The organism is Halochromatium sp. NSM3 (genome assembly GCF_059621085.1).
In genome coordinates this window covers 1-15,656 of record NZ_JCAQIA010000056.1, presented here as the reverse complement: position 1 = coordinate 15,656, position 15,656 = coordinate 1, and the positions used below count along the sequence as shown (strand labels likewise).

Sequence of the window (15,656 nt, the reverse complement as noted above, 5' to 3'; positions counted from 1 at the left end):
CATGAGATAATAGTACACTATCGCGCACTTTGCGCAACACTAGAGTCTAGCTCCTTCTTCTCCGGGCTACGCACCGAATCGATCAGCGGCACACCGGGATCATTGACGAAGACCTCGGCGACGAAGCCACGCGCCTCAGCGGCCAGTGCCAACCCCAAGGGCCCGCAACCGCCGTGCCCCGAGGTCATGAAGATGGTGGTGGACTCACGCCAAATCCGCAGCTCCAACGTGCGCGTCAGCTCGACCTCCGGCCGCAGCGCCTGCATCGCCATCATCAATGAGGAGGGTCCGCAGGTAAAGTCGAGCGTCTGCTCGTAGAACGGCACGCGCCTGAGCGCAGGCTTGCAATCGGGCGAGAGCCGCCGTTCGTAGCGCAGCGCCTCCATGTGGTCGGCATAATAATCCGAGAGCACCCCGAAGCGCCGGTAGCCAACAGCCTCGAACAACGCCTGCGAAGCGGTGTTATCGCGCCGGATCTCCAGGCGCATATAGGCACGCTCCTCGGCCCAGGCGGCCTTCTCGGCGGCGGCCACCAGCGCCCGTCCGACGCCCTGGCCGCGCGCCTGCTCAGCGACGGCGATCGAGTACAGCCGCGCCACCGAGGTCGCGCGACTGAACAAGACTAGGACGTAGCCGAGCAGACCATTGCCATCCTCGGCCACCAGGGTCTGGGCATGGGCACGGGTGAGCATGTAGCGAAACTGCCGGCGGCTCAGCCGGTCGCTGTCGAAGCTCGCCATCTCAAGCTGGAGCAACGCGTTGATATCCGCCACTGCTGCCGACCGCATCCGCATCGCTTGCCTCGTTCCTGTGCACAACATCGGCGATCACCAAGGCTGCGCTCGACAACGAACGCAAGTCGGGCGGGGCGCTAAAAGAACAGATTGATTCCGGTGACCAAGACATTGCGGTTGGCCCAGTCATCGCCCGAATAGCCCTCGAGGTAGCCACGATTCTCGGGCTGCCAGTCGTCGGTAAAGCGAAACCAGGCACGCCGATAACCGAGACGCAGGCTGAAGCTTGGGTTCAGCTGGTAGCCGATCCCGAGACCCGTAAAGGCTAGGAAATTGTCCTCAAGATTGTTTCGCGAGGCCAGGTTCGAGCGCGAGATGAGGAACCAGTCATCGCTCAGCGAGGCCTTCAATAGCAGGTTGTAGCTGGCACCGGCATCCTGCTCAGCCATCAGCGGCGGCGCCACCGGGAGCAGCGCCAAGCTTGCAACGACGGCGGCCAACAATCGTCGCATCCCAATGATGCCGCGTTGTCGGACAAAGGGTCGGGGCGGTAGCGTCGGATTGGGTTCGAGCATTCGCAACTGGACTGAACCAAGAGGGTCCGTGAGGATCAACAGGTCGAGTCTATACGCAGGCAGGCTCAGCATCTAGCCAGGCAACCTCGGCCAAAACCCTGCTGACCATGAGAGAATGGGCGTCACCGACTCGCTGAACCGAAGCATCACCAATGCCCCCATCGCCATTCGATCTCGCTGCAGAGAGCGCCTATCAGCGCTGGCGCGAGCGCAAGCTCGCCGAAGCACCGACCCGGCTTGAGGATCTCGTGGTCGAGATCAACGACCCGCGTCAACTCAAGCCAGCCGAGCAGGCAGACATCCTCGAGCGCTGCCAGCGCGCCAATATGGCCATCTACATCGGCAAGACCGGCGATGATCCAAACAAGGCCATCCCCACCCAACTCGGCGCCGCGTTCGGGCTGCAGCGGCTCGACCACAACCGTGGCGCCGACGACGACGCCATCACCTCGCTAACGGTGCAGACCGACGCCCGGCATCGCGACTACATCCCCTACTCCAACCGCCCCATCGCCTGGCACACCGACGGCTACTACAACGCGCCCGAACAGCGCATCGACAGCCTGCTGCTGCATTGCGTCCACCCCGCTGAGCAGGGCGGTGCCAACGATCTGCTCGATCACGAGATCGCCTACATCCTGGTGCGCGATCAATCACCCGAGTACATCCGCGCGCTGATGCGCCCCGACTGCATGACCATCCCGGCGAGCTATGTCGACGGCGAGCAGGTGCGCCCGGATCGAACCGGCCCGGTGTTCTCGATCCGCGCCGACGGCCAGCTGCACATGCGCTACACCAATCGAGCGCGCAATATCAGCTGGCGCGATGATCCGCTGACCCGTGAGGCCGTGGCCTACCTGAAAGCGACACTCGAGCGCGACACGGACTGGCATCTACAGGGCCGTCTGGAATCCGGCTGGGGACTGATCAGCAACAATGTGCTGCACACCCGCACCGGCTTCAGCGATGGGGACACACCAAGACTGCTCTATCGGGCGCGCTACTACGATCGCATTCAGGGCACCTGAGCCTGGCGTCATAAAAGGTGATGCTAACCTATTGTCATCTATAGTCATCTTCTAGCAACCCTGGAGCTGATGACCGGATGTTTGACGGTGTCCTGCGACGCTGCGCAGCTGATCGACGAACTTGGCGGTGCCCGGGCCGAGCGCCTGCCCGGGTATCGGAACGGTGGCGATGGCGCGCTGTTCGAGCAGCCCGTGCAGTCTTGACCCACCTGCCCGCCGAGCAGGCCGATGCCGCCACCGTGGCCGCGCTCTATCGCGGGCGCTGGACCATCGAGACGGCGTTTCAAAAGCTCGAGGGCCATCTCCACTCCGAGCTCAACACCCTCGGCTATCCGCAGGCGGATCTGGCTCAGCTCTGCGCCTTGCTGCTGGCCCTGGCTCAGCAGGTCAATCTGAACGACATCCCCGGCGACCTTTCCCGACAGATCCGTGCACTTGCCCAAAGACGCCAGCGGACAGAGCCATGATCCCTCTAGCCCTTACCCAGCACCCGCTGCCGCCACAACAGATAGATCGCCGGGATCACGAACAGGCTCAGCAGCGGCGCGGTGATCATGCCGCCGACCATCGGCGCGGCAATGCGGCGCATCACCTCAGATCCAATACCGCCGAGTAACATGATCGGCAAAAGGCCGGCAAAGATGGTCGCGACCGTCATCGCCTTGGGCCGGATGCGCAGCACGGCGCCCTCCTCGATGGCGCCCTTGAGTTCATCGACGCTCGTTAGCCGGCCCTCCTTGCGCCACTGCGCAATCGCGTTGTCCAGATAGACCAGCATCACCACGCCGAACTCGGCGGCGACCCCTGCCAGCGCGATGAAACCGACCGCAACCGCGACCGAGAGGTTGTAGCCGAGCAGATAGATCAGCCAGAAGCCACCGACCAGCGCGAACGGCAAGGACAGCATCACCATCAGCGCCTCACCGCCGCTGCGGAAGGCGAGATAGAGCAGCAGGAAGATGATCGCCAGGGTCACCGGTACCACCTGATTCAGCCGCTCGCGCGCGCGCTCCATGTACTCGTACTGACCGGACCAGGCCAGCGAGTAGCCAGGCGGCAGCTCAACCTCCTCGCTCACCACTTGCTTAGCCTCCTCGATCCAACTGCCGAGATCGCGCCCACGAATGTCGACGAAGGTCCAGCCGTTGAGGCGCCCGTTCTCGCTCTTGAGCATCGGCGCGCCGTCGGCGATCACCACCTCGGCGACCTGCGCCAGCGGAATCTGGGCGCCGGTTGGCGTGACGATCGGCAGCTCGCGCAACTTCTGCACGCTATCGCGCTGTTCGCGCGGGAAGCGCAGATTGACCGGATAGCGTTCCAGGCCCTCGACCGTCTGCGTTAGATTGACCCCGCCGATGGCCACCGCGACCACGCGATTGATATCGCTGACGTTGAGCCCGACCCGTGCCGCCGCCAGCCGATCGGGGCGGATCTCGACATAACGGCCGCCAGCGACCCGCTCCGAGAACGCCGACGTGGTGCCCTCGACCTGCAACACCGCGCGCTCCACCGCCTGCCCGATGCGCTCGATCTCGGCTAGATCTGGCCCGGCGATCTTGATCCCGACCGGCGTCTTGATGCCGGTCGCGAGCATGTCGATGCGGGTCTTGATCGGCATCACCCAGGCATTGGTCAGACCCGGCAGATCGACCGTCGCATCCAGCTCCTCGATCAGCTTGTCGACCGTCATCCCCTCGCGCCACTCGGACTCCGGCTTGAGCTGGATCAGGGTCTCGATCATGGTCAGCGGCGCCGGGTCGGTCGCGGTATCGGCGCGGCCGATCTTGCCGAACACCCGCTCGACCTCGGGTAGGGTCGCGATCAGCCGATCGGTCTGCTGCAGCAGCTCCTGCGCCTTGCCGATCGACAGCCCCGGCAGCGTCGTCGGCATGTACATCAGATCGCCCTCGTAGAGATCGGGCATGAACTCGGAGCCCAACTCGGCGAGCGGAATCAGCGTGCTCGCCAGCACCAGCAGCGCGACCAGGAGGGTCGACTTTGGCCAGCGCAGCACCGCCCGCAGCAGCGGCCGATAGAGCCAAATGAGCACACGGTTGAGCGGATTGCGCATCTCGTTCGGGATACGTCCGCGCACCAGATAACCCATCAGCACCGGCACCAGGATCACCGCTAACCCGGCCGCCGCCGCCATCGCATAGGTCTTGGTAAAGGCTAGCGGTGCGAACAGCCGACCTTCCTGCGCTTGCAGCGTAAACACCGGCAGGAAGCTCAGCGTGATGATCAGCAGCGAGAAGAACAGGGCCGGACCGACCTCACTCGCCGCCTCGCCGATCACCTGCCAATGTTGCTCACCGCGCGGACGCTCGCCATGCTCGGTCTCGTAGCGCTCGAGATGCTTGTGCGCGTTCTCGATCATCACGATCGCCGCATCCACCATCGCCCCGATCGCGATCGCGATGCCGCCGAGCGACATGATGTTGGCGTTGATACCCTGCGCCTGCATGATGATGAAGGCGACCAGGATGCCGAGCGGCAGGCTGATGATCACCACCAGCGATGAGCGCAGATGCAGCAAGAAGGCCACGCAGACCAGCGCGACGACGATGAACTCTTCGATCAGTTTGATCTGCAGGTTCTCGACCGCCGCCAGGATCAGCTGCGAGCGGTCATAGGTCTCGACGATCTCGACCCCATCCGGCAGACCGGCCTTCAACTCATCCAGCCGCCCCTTGACCGCTTCGATGGTCGCCAAGGCATTCTCGCCGGAGCGCATCACGATGATGCCGCCAGTGATCTCGCCCTCACCATCCAGATCCGCGACCACCCGGCGCATCTCCGGGCCGATCTGCACCCGGGCGATGTCGCGCAGCAGCACCGGTGTGCCATCCTCGGTGCTCTCGACCGCGATCAGCTCGATATCCTCGAGCGAGGTCAGATAGCCGCGCGTGCGCACCATATACTCGGCCTCGGCCAACTCCAGCACCGAACCGCCGACCTCGCGGTTCGCGCCCTGCACCGCATCCATCACCCGCTGCAGCGGGATGCCGTAGGCGCGCAGCCTCGAAGGATCGACGACGATCTGATACTGGCGCACCATGCCGCCGACCGTCGCCACCTCCGAAACCCCAGGCACGGACTGCAATTCGAACTTCAGGAACCAGTTCTGCAGGCTGGTCAGCTCGGCCAGATCATGCTGACCAGTGCGGTCTACCAACGCATAGCTGTAGACCCAACCAACCCCGGTCGCATCCGGCCCGATCCTTGGCTCAACCCCGTCCGGCAGTTCCGCCGCCGCCTGATTCAGATACTCCAGCACCCGCGCCCGCGCCCAGTACAGATCGGTCCCGTCCTCGAAGATTACATAGACGAACGAATCACCGAAGAAGCTGTAGCCGCGCACCGCCTTTGCACCCGGCACCGACAGCATCGTCGTCGTGATCGGATAGGTCACCTGCTGCTCGACCACCTGCGGCGCCTGCCCCGGAAAGCTGGTCTTGATGATCACCTGCACATCGGACAGATCCGGGATCGCATCCAGCGGCGTCTGCTTCACCGCTACGATGCCCCAACCGGTCAGCATCACCGCCGCAAGCAGCACCAAGAAGCGATTCTTGATCGACCAAAGGATCACCGACTTCACAGCACAACCCTCAGGGTCGCAAAAGACCGATCAAGCCAAATGCCTGTGCCACCATTGAGCACCGCACCGCCCATCGCCGAGCCAGCACCAACACCCGCAAGGGGTGGCCGGGTAGCGCCCCGCGGGGGTGTGCGCAGCAAGGATGCTGCGCTCAAGCCTCCAAGGACGGATTCACGGCGTCCCCCGCCGGGCGCTACCCGGCCGCCCAAACCGCCACGCTCAAGGCTCTGCACCCCCTGTCTCGAAAGCAACGACAACCGAGCGAAATAAGCACCCCAACCAGCATCAATGATTCGCATGAGCCCCTCCCGCGTCCATGCCACCAGCACCGATATCATCATTCACACCCGAACCGCCACCATCAGACATCCGCCGAAAGCTCGCCTGCAGATTCGATTCCGAATCGATCAAGAACTGGCCGGAGACAACGATCTCGTCGCTCTCGCTTAGCCCAGACAGGATCTCAACCTCGTCGCCACGCTGCATCCCGATCACCACATCGACCGGCTGGAAACGCCCATCCTCCAACACCGTCACCACGCTCTCGCGCTCGCCAGTGGCAATCAGCGCCTCGGCTGGAATCTTCAGCACCTCGCGCCTCGGCCCACCGTAAATCACCACATTGGCGAACATATTCGGTTTCAGCGCCAGATCAGGATTATCGAACACCAGCCGCACCCGCAGCGTCCGCGACACCGGGTCCAGCTCTGGATAGAGATAATCAACCTTGCCCTCCCAGGTCCGCCCCGGCCGCGCCGGCACCCGCATCTCCGCCGACAACCCCTCAGTCAACCAATCGATCTGGTACTCATAGATGTCGACCATCACCCAGACCTGGCTCAGATCCGCAATGGTGAACATCTCGCTCGCCTCGGTCACATACATCCCATCGCGCGCCATCATCTGGGTGACGATGCCGTCGATTGGCGCCCGGATCGGCACCCGGTTGCGCGCCTCGCCATCGCGCTCGATCGCACTGATCACATCATCCGGCACATCCAACAGCCGCAGGATATTGCGCGCCTTATCCGCGCTGACCCGGCGCCGATCGGCCGCATTGCGATCCTGCGCCAGCAGGAAATCCACCTGCGCGCTCAGGATCGCCGGCGCATACAGCTCGGCAAGCTCCTGTCCGGCCTGCACCGGCTCGCCCTCGGCGCGCAGGCTCAGGGACTCGATCCAGCCCTCCGCACGCGGATGCACATGCGCCAACTTCGTTTCGTCGTAGGCAATACGACCCACCGTCTTGATGTACTTCCAGAGCGTGCCGCGCTCAACCGGCGCGGTGCGCACCCCAAGCGTCTGCACTACCGCCGGCGTCAAGGCCACCTCCGGATACTTGCCGGTCATTGGGTCCATCATCTTCTTGACCAGGTCCATGCCGCAGATCGGGCAGGTGCCCTCCTCATCACGGATGATCTGCGGATGCATCGGGCAGACGTATTTTGGGTCGAGGTGCTTCGCCGCGTGCTCCATCGGCGAATCAGCGGCTGCTTCTGCGGCCGACTCACTCGGAGTCTCGCTCTCGGCGCCAGGCTCGGCGCCAAGCTCGGCGCCGCAAGCAACCAGGCCGATCGAGAGCACGCAGGCCAACAGGAACAAGCGCGAGAAGCCGCCTTCATCAGGGCAGCGAGAGAAGCGAGTCGACATCAGAGATCTCCAGTCAGCAGGCGGAACAGGACCGTCATTCGCTCGCCCGTCCAGCCCTACGCCAGTTCCCAGTTCAGATGGGGGTCCAGATGGTGGCTGCCTGTGGCATCCTAGCCCGAGATATTGGCCTGCCCCCGATACGAAAAAGACACGAAAAAGACATGATGACGATCACCACCAGTCCAACGCACCGGCGCTTACTCTGCCTCGTCCTCGCCGGCGGCAGCCTCCTACAGGCCTGTGATCCCGGTCCATCCGAGCCAGCCGCCGGCTTCGAGATGCCGCGCTTTGCCGATCCAGTGTTGGCCGAAGGGCGCTCGGTCTGGATGGGCACCTGCCGCGCCTGCCATCTGATGGGCGCTGCTGGCGCGCCAGCGGTGACCGATTATCCCAACTGGGAGCCACGCATCGCCAAGGGCGTGCCGACCCTGTTCAAGAGCCCGCTCCAGGGTATCAAGGGTGAGGACGGCAAGTACTAGATGCCACCGCGCGGTGGCAATGAGCGCCTGACCAATCGCCAAATCGAGGCTGCGGTTGAATACATGGTCGCTGCGGTTGAGTTTCTCCACCAGCAAGCCAACCGCCACTGAGCGAACGCGACGCGCACACCCAGCACCAGCCTAACCGTTTGGCGTTGGCGGGCGCAGCAGTCCGGCCAGGGTCGCGCGGCCAGAGCGCGCGGCGACCCGCAGCAATCTGAGCAGGATCAGCGCGGTCAGAAAGGCATCCCCAGGCGCCGTGTGGCGGTCGTGCGGGACGACCCCGAAGAACCGGCACAGCCCATCCAGCGAGAGCTCCTCAAGCCCCGGCTCGGGGCCGAAGGCACCGTCCTCGATCAGGGCCAGTGTCAGTTGACCCGTATCCAGATGCCGATTGCGCAACCGGTCGTCGCCATAGCGCGCCAAGGCGGCGTCGATCATCGCCAGATCATGACCGATATGGTGGCCGACGATGACCCCATCGCCGAGATAACGCAGCAGCGCTGAGAGCGCCTCGGACTCGTCCAGCGCATGCTGGGTCTCGCTGCGGGTGATGCCATGCACCAGGGTCGCGGCGGTATTGAAGCGCACGCGCAACAGAACCTCGAGGTGGTCGCCGAGATCGATCTGCCCCTCGGTCACCGCCACCGCGCCGATGCTGACGATGCGATGGCGCTTCGGATCGAGCCCGGTGGTCTCGCAGTCCAGCACGCAGAAGCGCACCTGCTCGAGCCCCTCCTCGTCACTCCAGGTGTGCGCGAATGCCGAGCGGTAGTCGACCAGTGTCGATGCGAGCGATGGGGTGTCGGTCATCTCGGTGTCTCTCAGCGTCTTGGCGCCACACCGTAGCGCTTCCCCATGTACTCCATCAGCCCGAGCACGGTCCGAAAGCCTGATTTGAGCAGATTCTGCTCGAGCCTGGTCAGCTTGGAAGGCTCGATCTGGCTGCCATCGGAATGGCTGGATAAGCCAGCGCGGGTGCGGTAGTAGAGCGCGTTGCGAAAGGCCGCGATGGTCTCTTGCACCAAGGCCACCGCGTCCGCGTCCTCGGGGGAGAGCGCCTGTAAACGCTCGAGCGTGCCCACGGGCTGATCGATGCCGGCGTCCAAGACCAAGGCGCGCGCCAGATCGACCACCGGCTGCAAGGTCGCGCGCTGCAGATCGAGCGTTTCGGTATAGCGACCGTCATCATCGATCACCAGGCCACGGAAGAAGGTCAAGGGCGGCAGATTGGCCATCGAATCAGCCACCAGCAAGGGCACGAAGCCGGGGCTCTGATCTTCTTCGCTGTGGATATGCTGGTGCAAGCGTGCGACTAACGTGCAATCCCCATGCACCGGGCGCAGATCAAAGAACGAGGTGGCGCGATAGACGCAGCTCTCGAGCGGCTGGCGAATCCAGTGGCTGAAACCGATCTCCCACTCGTTGATCGAGCGACAAGCGCTCGGATGCCCGGAGACGATGCCCTTGGCCGTGCTGACGAAGCCGCAGGCGGCGAGCGCGGCGCTGACTCGACGGCCCAATTCGAGAAAATAGCCGCGCGCGGCACGCCGCTGATCGGGCTCGGGCTCGTCATAGATCAGCCCATGGTCGAGGTCGTAGAGCGTCGTCAGCTCACCGCGCCCAGCGGCGCCGAAGAACACCCAGCAGTGCTTGAGGTCGGGGATCTCATGGCCTTCGGCGAGCAAGGCACCCTCGACCAGCACCACCACGCGGCGCAGCACCGCCGCGTAGAGCGCGGTCGCCATCGGCGCCAGCCAGCGCAGCGCCTCGGCATCGGTGAGCCCGGCCGCAATGAAGGCCTGGCCTTGCGCCAACAGGCCGGACAGCGCGTAGATACCGCCGGCGCGCGCCATGTCCTCGACGATGGCGAGCGGTGCCGCGGCCTCGATGCGGGCCAGATCGCGCCGCGCCAGCACCGCGCGCACCGGCCCGCGATGACAGCCCTCTTCGGTCAGCACTAGATGCTCGAGCTGCAACTCGAGCATGCGGGTCAGATAGACACCGGCCGGCAGTCCCGGGCGCAGCACATCGGTGACCGGCGCCATTAGCCGCGCGGCCGGAGCCTCCAGCGGCAGCTCCGCGCTAGCGACGCGATCACTGAGCGTGCGCGTCGAGATCAACCCGCGCGGCGCGCCTTGGCCATCGACCACCACTGCCGCCGCACCCGGCGGCTGATCAGCGAGGCGCGCCGCGACCTCGCGCACCGGGGTCTCGAGGCCGCAGGTGACCGCGCTGGGCAAGTGCTCGACCCGTTTGGCCATCCAGTCGACCGGTCGCCGCCCGAGCCGCAACTCATCGGCGCGAGACGGATCGCCATCGAGGCCGGGTGGCGTGATCGCCACCCTGAAATAGGCCGCCATAAAGTGGCTGGCGCGCGGATAGCGCTTGATCTGCTCCCAGAACAGATCCGCCGGCAGGGCGTAGAGGATGACCTCGGTCTCGGTGCGCGCGGTGTGGGTGTGCTCGGTGATCCCGAGATAGCGTCCGATCCCGAGCAGATCACCCTCGCCGCGCACATCACGCAAGATCTCGACCACCTCGCCATTGGCCTCGTCGACGCTGTGATCGACCAGGCGAACCACCCCCTTCTGGATCACAGAGATATAGGGGCGGCGCTTCTGACCGTGCTCGAACACCAGCTCGCCATCCTCGTGGAAGATCACCCGGCCACCCGAGACCAGCTCGAGCAGCTCCGACTCCTCGAGGTACTGAAACGGCGGATGGCGGCGCAGGAAATCGGCGACGCGATAAGCAATGCTGGCAGTCTTCACGAGCTAGCGATCTCAGGATCTCGGCATCTGGGCACGGAATGATTGTTGAGCGGCATACTAGCCGAGATCCGAGAAGCTTTCGTCGTTGGATTGAGCCACCGGCCCGGCCACCAACACCGGCGATGCATCGAGCTGCTCGACACCCATCAGCGTGGTGATCCGCTGCAGCGACGAGATCAGCAGGTTCTGCTCCCACTCCTCGAGCGCCAGGAAGCGTTGCACAAAGGCCTCTTGGAGCAAGGGTGGCGAGCGCGCCATGATCGCAATCGCCTGCTCAGTGGCGCTGACCAGCACCCGGCGTCGGTCCTCGCAACTGCGCGCCCGCACCACGAGTTGGCGATTCTCCAACCGATTCAGAATATCGGTCACCGTCGCCTGACTCAGGCTGATGCGCTTGGCCACGGTGCCCACCGATGCCTCCCCAAGATCGATGATGGTCTTCAACACCAACGCCTGCGGCGCGGTCAGCCCATGGCTGCGCTCGAGCTGGCGAGAATGCAGCCCAACCGCCCGAATCACCCGTCGCAGGGCCACCAACACCTCATCACAACGGCTGTCTGCAGTCGTCATCGTCACCCATCCGTCAATATTTGGTCACAAAAGAATTTCAACAAGCCGAGAGCGCTCCGGAACTCAGGATAAAACCATCGTTATCATGATGTTATTAAAGTCCTAGAGCGCGATTTATGGCCTGAAGGCCCTAGTCGGCGTTCCAAAAGCTTCGGGTACGATGTATCATAGTCGCTTCTTCGCCGTTCTTCCGCCCATCCCCCGAGGCAGCGCGGAACGGCTCACTCTGCTCGCGAACCGCCGTCTCATCACGCTATGCCGCGCACTTCATTGAGCGTCGGCGCGGTGCTTCGCGCAGCCCATTTCCAGGGAGCCAGACCATGCAGCAATCCGCAGCAACACAACAAAATTACGGTAAAGACCCGCTCGCCGTGCGCGACAGCGAGAAGTATCAGGAAGAATACATCGAGAGTTTCGTCGACAAATGGGACGAGCTGATCGATTGGGACGGTCGCGCCAAGGCCGAAGGCGAATTCTTCATCGAGAAGCTACGCGAGCGCGGCGCCAAAAAGGTGCTCGACGTCGCCACCGGTACCGGCTATCACTCGGTGCAGCTACTCGAGGCCGGCTTCGAGGTCACCAGCGCCGACGGCAACCCGGTGATGCTGGCCAAGGCCTTCGAGAACGCACGCAAGCGCGGTCATATCCTGCGCACCATCCACGCCGACTGGCGCTGGCTGAACCAGAGCGTGCATGATCTCTACGACGCCGTCATCTGTCTCGGCAACTCCTTCACCCACTTGCACGAGGAGACCGATCGGCGCAAGGCGCTCGCCGAGTTCTACGCCACGCTCCGGCACGACGGCGTCCTGGTGCTGGATCAGCGCAACTACGACGCGCTGCTCGATCATCAGGTTCAGCCGACCCATAACTATTACTACTGCGGCGACAGCGTGCGGGCCGAGCCCGAGCATGTCGACGAGTCACTGGCGCGCTTCAAGTACAGCTTCGGCGACGGCTCGAGCTATCACCTGAATATGTTTCCGCTGCGCAAGACCTATGTGCAACGGCTGATGCAAGAGGTCGGTTTCCAACGCGTCGATACCTACGGCGACTTCCAGGAGACCTACCGGGAGGCAGAGCCAGACTTTTTCATTCATTTTGCCGAGAAGGCTTATCTTGGAGGTAACGGATGAATCAGTCGTATTCCGAGGCCGTTGAGACCGCGCGCAGCTACTACAACAGCGAAGACGCGGACAACTTCTACTATCACGTCTGGGGCGGTGAGGATATCCACATCGGCCTCTACGAGAGCGCCGAGGAGCCGATCGCGGCTGCTTCGGCTCGCACCGTTGAGCGCATCGCCGACCGCATCGCCGCGCCGCTCTCGCGCTCGGATGCGCGCGTGATTGACCTTGGCGCTGGCTATGGCGGCGCCGCGCGCCATCTCTCCAAGCGTTTCGGCTGCCAGGTCATGGCGCTGAATCTGAGCGAGGCCGAGAACCAGCGCGACCGCGAGATGAACCAGGCCGCCGGTCTCGACCACCTGATCGAGGTCGTCGATGCCAGCTTCGAGGATGTGCCGGCGCCGGATGCGAGCTTCGATGTTGCTTGGTCGCAGGATGCGATCCTGCATTCGGGTCATCGCGATAAGGTCATGGATGAGATCGACCGGGTGCTGAAGCCCGGCGGCGAGCTGATCTTCACCGATCCGATGCAGGCCGACGATTGTCCAGACGGTGTGCTGCAGCCGATCTTCGACCGCATCCATCTCTCGAGCCTGGGCTCATTCGCGTTCTACCGCGAACAGGCCAAGCGGCTGGGCTGGGAAGAGGTCGAGATCCTGGACATGACCGAGAACCTCATCACCCATTACTCACGCGTCGCCGAGACGCTGCGTGAGCAGCGCGATGCGCTCAAGGGCAAGGTCTCGGACGATTACGTCGAGCGCATGCTCGCCGGGCTCGACCATTGGGTCGAAGGTGGACGCAACGGCTATCTGAGCTGGGGCATCATCCACTTCCGCAAGCCCGCCTAAGCGATCCGCTCAAGCGGTGCCGTTGCGGCACCGCTTGCCTGACACAGCCTGGCCGGCATCCCGCCGGCCGGGTTTTAGCGCGCTTGGGCCTCAAGGCCAGCGATGATCTTGTCGCGGATCACGCCCAACCCCCCAACACCGTCGACGCGCAAATAGCTCGGCGCCCCATCACCACCCTTCTCGGCCCAGGTCGAGTAATAGGCGATCAGCGGCTCGGTCTGCTCGTGATAGACCTTCAGTCGCGCACGCACCGTCTCTTCTTTATCGTCATCGCGCAGGATCAGCGTCTCGCCGGTCTCGTCGTCCTTGCCCTTCTCTCGCGGCGGGTTGTATTCGACATGGTAGGTGCGCCCGGACGCGGGATGTACGCGACGCCCAGCCATGCGTTTGACGATCTCCTCGTCCGGCACATCGATCTCGACCACGGCGTCGATCGGCACCCCCACCTCTTTCAACGCATCGGCTTGGGCCAGGGTGCGCGGAAAGCCATCGAATAGGAACCCGTTCTCGCAATCCGGTTCGCTGATGCGTTCCTTGACCATCCCCAGGATGATCTCGTCCGAGACCAGCCCGCCTTCATCCATGATCTTCTTCGCCGCCTGCCCGAGCTCAGTGCCCGCCTTGACGTGTGAGCGCAGCATATCTCCCGTCGAGATCTGCGGGATATTGAAATGGGTCTTGATGAAGCCGGCCTGGGTGCCCTTGCCAGCACCCGGTCCGCCGAGCAGGATAACGCGCATGATTTTCTTGCCTCCGGTCGTGGTAAATCGACCGGTTAGGCTGCCACAGCGGCTGGGCCACGGCAATTGCATGACGCAATCGCCCGCAGGTTGATCAGCCCCTTGATCAATCCTTGATCAGCGCTGGATCCGCCGACCCCAGGCGCATCAAGCAGCGCTGGCCGACACCAGCGGCGGAAACCAGGTCTGAGCGATCTCGCCGTGGAGATCGGCGATCCCGAGCTGCAGCTCATCAATGAAATCATGTAGCTCCTTCTGGCTGAAGCCGTCCAGCTCGGCTGAATCCAGGGCGCGCACCAAGCGCCCGTTGACCCGCAGACTGGCTTCGTTGCGCGGCAGCCGCTCGAGACAGATGCGCGTGTGGTCGATGCACCAGCGCAGCGATCGCGGAAAGCGCGGGCTCTTGAAGATGAAGCCCAGCACCGGCCCGCGCTGCACCCGGATCTGGGTACTGCGGCGATACATCTGATAGGCGGTCAACGACTTCAGCACGCTGACCCACTGGATGTTGTCGTAGGGGCGCACCTCGTCGGCATCCGGCAGCAGCGTGGCCGAGTGCACATCGGCGATGCGCGTGGTCATGTCCGCGCGCTCCAGATAGCGGCCGAGTTTCAGGAACTCGAAGCCTTGATCGTGCAGCATGGTTCCGTCGAGCAGTCCATTGATCAGTTGGCTATTGGTGATCAAGCCGCGCAGAAAGGGGTGGCGGCCATGCTTGGTCAGTCCCTTCTGCAACCCCTCGCGGGCGAACAGCGTCAAGCCATTGATCTGCTCCCAGGCCTCACGCGGCACGAAGTCGCGGATGGTGCGGCAGTTCTCGCGCGCCGCCGCGAGCGCCGAGAGAATCGAGCCAGAATGGCGCTCATCGCCAAGCAGGAAGCGCATCACCTGGCGCTCGCCATAGTCCTTGTAGTGCTCCTCGAACAGGCTATTGGCGCCAGTAATGTCGACCAACGGCTTCCAGCCGGGCGCGATGCCCTTGGGCAAGTCCAACAGCAGGTTGGCGTTGACGTTGACGATACGGGCAGTGTTTTCGGCACGCTCGATATAGCGAGCAAGCCAGTAGAGGGTCTCGGCGACGCGGGAGAGCATGGTGGTACCTGATCGATCTAAGGTGAAGACATTATCCAGCCGCCTGAGCGCCAGCAGCGCCAAACCTAAAATAAGAGTCCTTCTTATTTTATCATCATGCGTTTTTCTAAAATGGCGGCACTTGGCGGTGGCGTCTACGCTGAGTCGAGCCTCCAAACTTGCCCTGTATCTACGCCTGCGTTTGACTCTGGTTTTGGCTCTGCATCTGTGCCTCGCTCGGTGCCGCCTCCGGCAGAATCCAAGTGTCCTTGCTGCCGCCGCCCTGGGATGAGTTGACCACCAGCGAGCCCTTGCGCAGCGCTACTCGCGTGAGCCCGCCCATGGTCACCTGCTGACGATCGGCGGAGAGGATGAACGGCCGCAGATCGACATGGCGGGGTTCCAGGGTAATCTTGATCACCGTTGGTACCGTGGAAAGCTTCAAGGTTGGCTGGG

Annotated in this window: 15 protein-coding genes; 5 read left to right on the top strand and 10 right to left on the bottom strand. The window is 63.5% G+C overall.

The features are described 5' to 3' along the window. Window positions 1-17 precede the first annotated feature (17 nt). The gene (locus AC54T3_RS16340; RefSeq protein ID WP_496626379.1) at window positions 18-821 is read right to left on the bottom strand and encodes a peptidase C39 family protein; all 804 of its coding nucleotides are present in this window, start codon (window positions 819-821) and stop codon (window positions 18-20) included. Window positions 822-871: 50 nt separating this feature from the next. Then, complete coding sequence (locus AC54T3_RS16335; protein WP_496626378.1) at window positions 872-1,309, bottom strand: DUF2490 domain-containing protein; 438 nt, start codon at window positions 1,307-1,309, stop codon at window positions 872-874. Between the two features lie 152 nt (window positions 1,310-1,461). Between AC54T3_RS16335 and AC54T3_RS16330 the strand changes: the two genes are divergently transcribed. Together AC54T3_RS16330 and AC54T3_RS16325 are read left to right on the top strand one after the other, a co-directional pair. Further along, a complete protein-coding gene (locus tag AC54T3_RS16330) occupies window positions 1,462-2,337 on the top strand; it encodes a TauD/TfdA family dioxygenase (protein WP_496626377.1) in 876 nt (291 codons plus the stop codon). A gap of 200 nt (window positions 2,338-2,537) precedes the next feature. After that, entirely contained in the window at window positions 2,538-2,804 is a 267-nt protein-coding gene (locus tag AC54T3_RS16325; RefSeq protein WP_496626376.1) for a transposase, read from the top strand. A 5-nt stretch (window positions 2,805-2,809) separates the two neighbouring features. Here AC54T3_RS16325 and AC54T3_RS16320 read toward each other — a convergent pair whose 3' ends face one another. Both AC54T3_RS16320 and AC54T3_RS16315 read right to left on the bottom strand, forming a co-directional pair. Next, on the bottom strand, window positions 2,810-5,938 hold the full coding sequence (locus tag AC54T3_RS16320) for an efflux RND transporter permease subunit (protein WP_496626375.1): 3,129 nt from the start codon (window positions 5,936-5,938) through the stop codon (window positions 2,810-2,812). A 285-nt stretch (window positions 5,939-6,223) separates the two neighbouring features. Beyond that, complete coding sequence (locus AC54T3_RS16315; protein ID WP_496626374.1) at window positions 6,224-7,588, bottom strand: efflux RND transporter periplasmic adaptor subunit; 1,365 nt, start codon at window positions 7,586-7,588, stop codon at window positions 6,224-6,226. Between the two features lie 161 nt (window positions 7,589-7,749). Here AC54T3_RS16315 and AC54T3_RS16310 point away from each other — a divergent pair, with 161 nt between their 5' ends. Continuing rightward, entirely contained in the window at window positions 7,750-8,067 is a 318-nt protein-coding gene (locus AC54T3_RS16310) for a c-type cytochrome (protein WP_496626373.1), read from the top strand. Window positions 8,068-8,208: 141 nt separating this feature from the next. Here AC54T3_RS16310 and AC54T3_RS16305 read toward each other — a convergent pair whose 3' ends face one another. From AC54T3_RS16305 to AC54T3_RS16295, 3 genes are read right to left on the bottom strand one after another with little or no spacing between them, the layout of a single operon-like run. Further along, on the bottom strand, window positions 8,209-8,880 hold the full coding sequence (locus AC54T3_RS16305; protein WP_496626372.1) for a 3'-5' exonuclease: 672 nt from the start codon (window positions 8,878-8,880) through the stop codon (window positions 8,209-8,211). 11 nt (window positions 8,881-8,891) lie between these two features. Then, window positions 8,892-10,841: a DUF294 nucleotidyltransferase-like domain-containing protein gene (locus AC54T3_RS16300; RefSeq protein WP_496626371.1), complete on the bottom strand. Its 1,950-nt coding sequence runs from the start codon at window positions 10,839-10,841 to the stop codon at window positions 8,892-8,894. A gap of 57 nt (window positions 10,842-10,898) precedes the next feature. After that, window positions 10,899-11,411 (bottom strand): MarR family winged helix-turn-helix transcriptional regulator, encoded by a 513-nt coding sequence (locus AC54T3_RS16295; RefSeq protein ID WP_496626370.1) that lies wholly within the window; start codon window positions 11,409-11,411, stop codon window positions 10,899-10,901. Between the two features lie 320 nt (window positions 11,412-11,731). Between AC54T3_RS16295 and AC54T3_RS16290 the strand changes: the two genes are divergently transcribed. Both AC54T3_RS16290 and AC54T3_RS16285 read left to right on the top strand, forming a co-directional pair. Further along, window positions 11,732-12,547 carry a glycine/sarcosine N-methyltransferase gene (locus AC54T3_RS16290; protein ID WP_496626369.1) on the top strand — a complete coding sequence of 272 codons (816 nt, stop codon included), beginning with the start codon at window positions 11,732-11,734 and terminating at the stop codon, window positions 12,545-12,547. Continuing rightward, window positions 12,544-13,389, top strand: coding sequence for an SAM-dependent methyltransferase (locus AC54T3_RS16285; RefSeq protein ID WP_496626368.1), 846 nt, complete (start codon window positions 12,544-12,546; stop codon window positions 13,387-13,389). Before AC54T3_RS16290 ends, AC54T3_RS16285 begins: the two co-directional genes overlap by 4 nt. Window positions 13,390-13,463: 74 nt before the next feature. Here the strand turns inward: AC54T3_RS16285 and adk are convergent, their stop codons facing one another. The 3 genes from adk to AC54T3_RS16270 form a co-directional block, all read right to left on the bottom strand. Further along, window positions 13,464-14,129: an adenylate kinase gene (gene adk, locus AC54T3_RS16280; protein WP_496626367.1), complete on the bottom strand. Its 666-nt coding sequence runs from the start codon at window positions 14,127-14,129 to the stop codon at window positions 13,464-13,466. Window positions 14,130-14,276: 147 nt separating this feature from the next. Beyond that, on the bottom strand, window positions 14,277-15,221 hold the full coding sequence (locus tag AC54T3_RS16275; protein WP_496626366.1) for an alpha-E domain-containing protein: 945 nt from the start codon (window positions 15,219-15,221) through the stop codon (window positions 14,277-14,279). A gap of 169 nt (window positions 15,222-15,390) precedes the next feature. Then, window positions 15,391-15,656 (bottom strand): circularly permuted type 2 ATP-grasp protein (locus tag AC54T3_RS16270; protein ID WP_496626365.1); only part of this gene is annotated, 266 nt, incomplete at its 5' end.

Bases quoted from the DNA above. Each gene is read 5' to 3' on its own strand.
- AC54T3_RS16305 (WP_496626372.1), bottom strand. From the start codon at position 8,880: ATGACCGACACCCCATCGCTCGCATCGACACTGGTCGACTACCGCTCG.
- adk (WP_496626367.1), bottom strand. From the start codon at position 14,129: ATGCGCGTTATCCTGCTCGGCGGACCGGGTGCTGGCAAGGGCACCCAG.
- AC54T3_RS16335 (WP_496626378.1), bottom strand. From the start codon at position 1,309: ATGCTCGAACCCAATCCGACGCTACCGCCCCGACCCTTTGTCCGACAA.
- AC54T3_RS16295 (WP_496626370.1), bottom strand. From the start codon at position 11,411: ATGACGACTGCAGACAGCCGTTGTGATGAGGTGTTGGTGGCCCTGCGA.
- AC54T3_RS16330 (WP_496626377.1), top strand. From the start codon at position 1,462: ATGCCCCCATCGCCATTCGATCTCGCTGCAGAGAGCGCCTATCAGCGC.
- AC54T3_RS16285 (WP_496626368.1), top strand. From the start codon at position 12,544: ATGAATCAGTCGTATTCCGAGGCCGTTGAGACCGCGCGCAGCTACTAC.
- AC54T3_RS16340 (WP_496626379.1), bottom strand. From the start codon at position 821: ATGTTGTGCACAGGAACGAGGCAAGCGATGCGGATGCGGTCGGCAGCA.
- AC54T3_RS16315 (WP_496626374.1), bottom strand. From the start codon at position 7,588: ATGTCGACTCGCTTCTCTCGCTGCCCTGATGAAGGCGGCTTCTCGCGC.
- AC54T3_RS16310 (WP_496626373.1), top strand. From the start codon at position 7,750: ATGATGACGATCACCACCAGTCCAACGCACCGGCGCTTACTCTGCCTC.
- AC54T3_RS16290 (WP_496626369.1), top strand. From the start codon at position 11,732: ATGCAGCAATCCGCAGCAACACAACAAAATTACGGTAAAGACCCGCTC.
- AC54T3_RS16275 (WP_496626366.1), bottom strand. From the start codon at position 15,221: ATGCTCTCCCGCGTCGCCGAGACCCTCTACTGGCTTGCTCGCTATATC.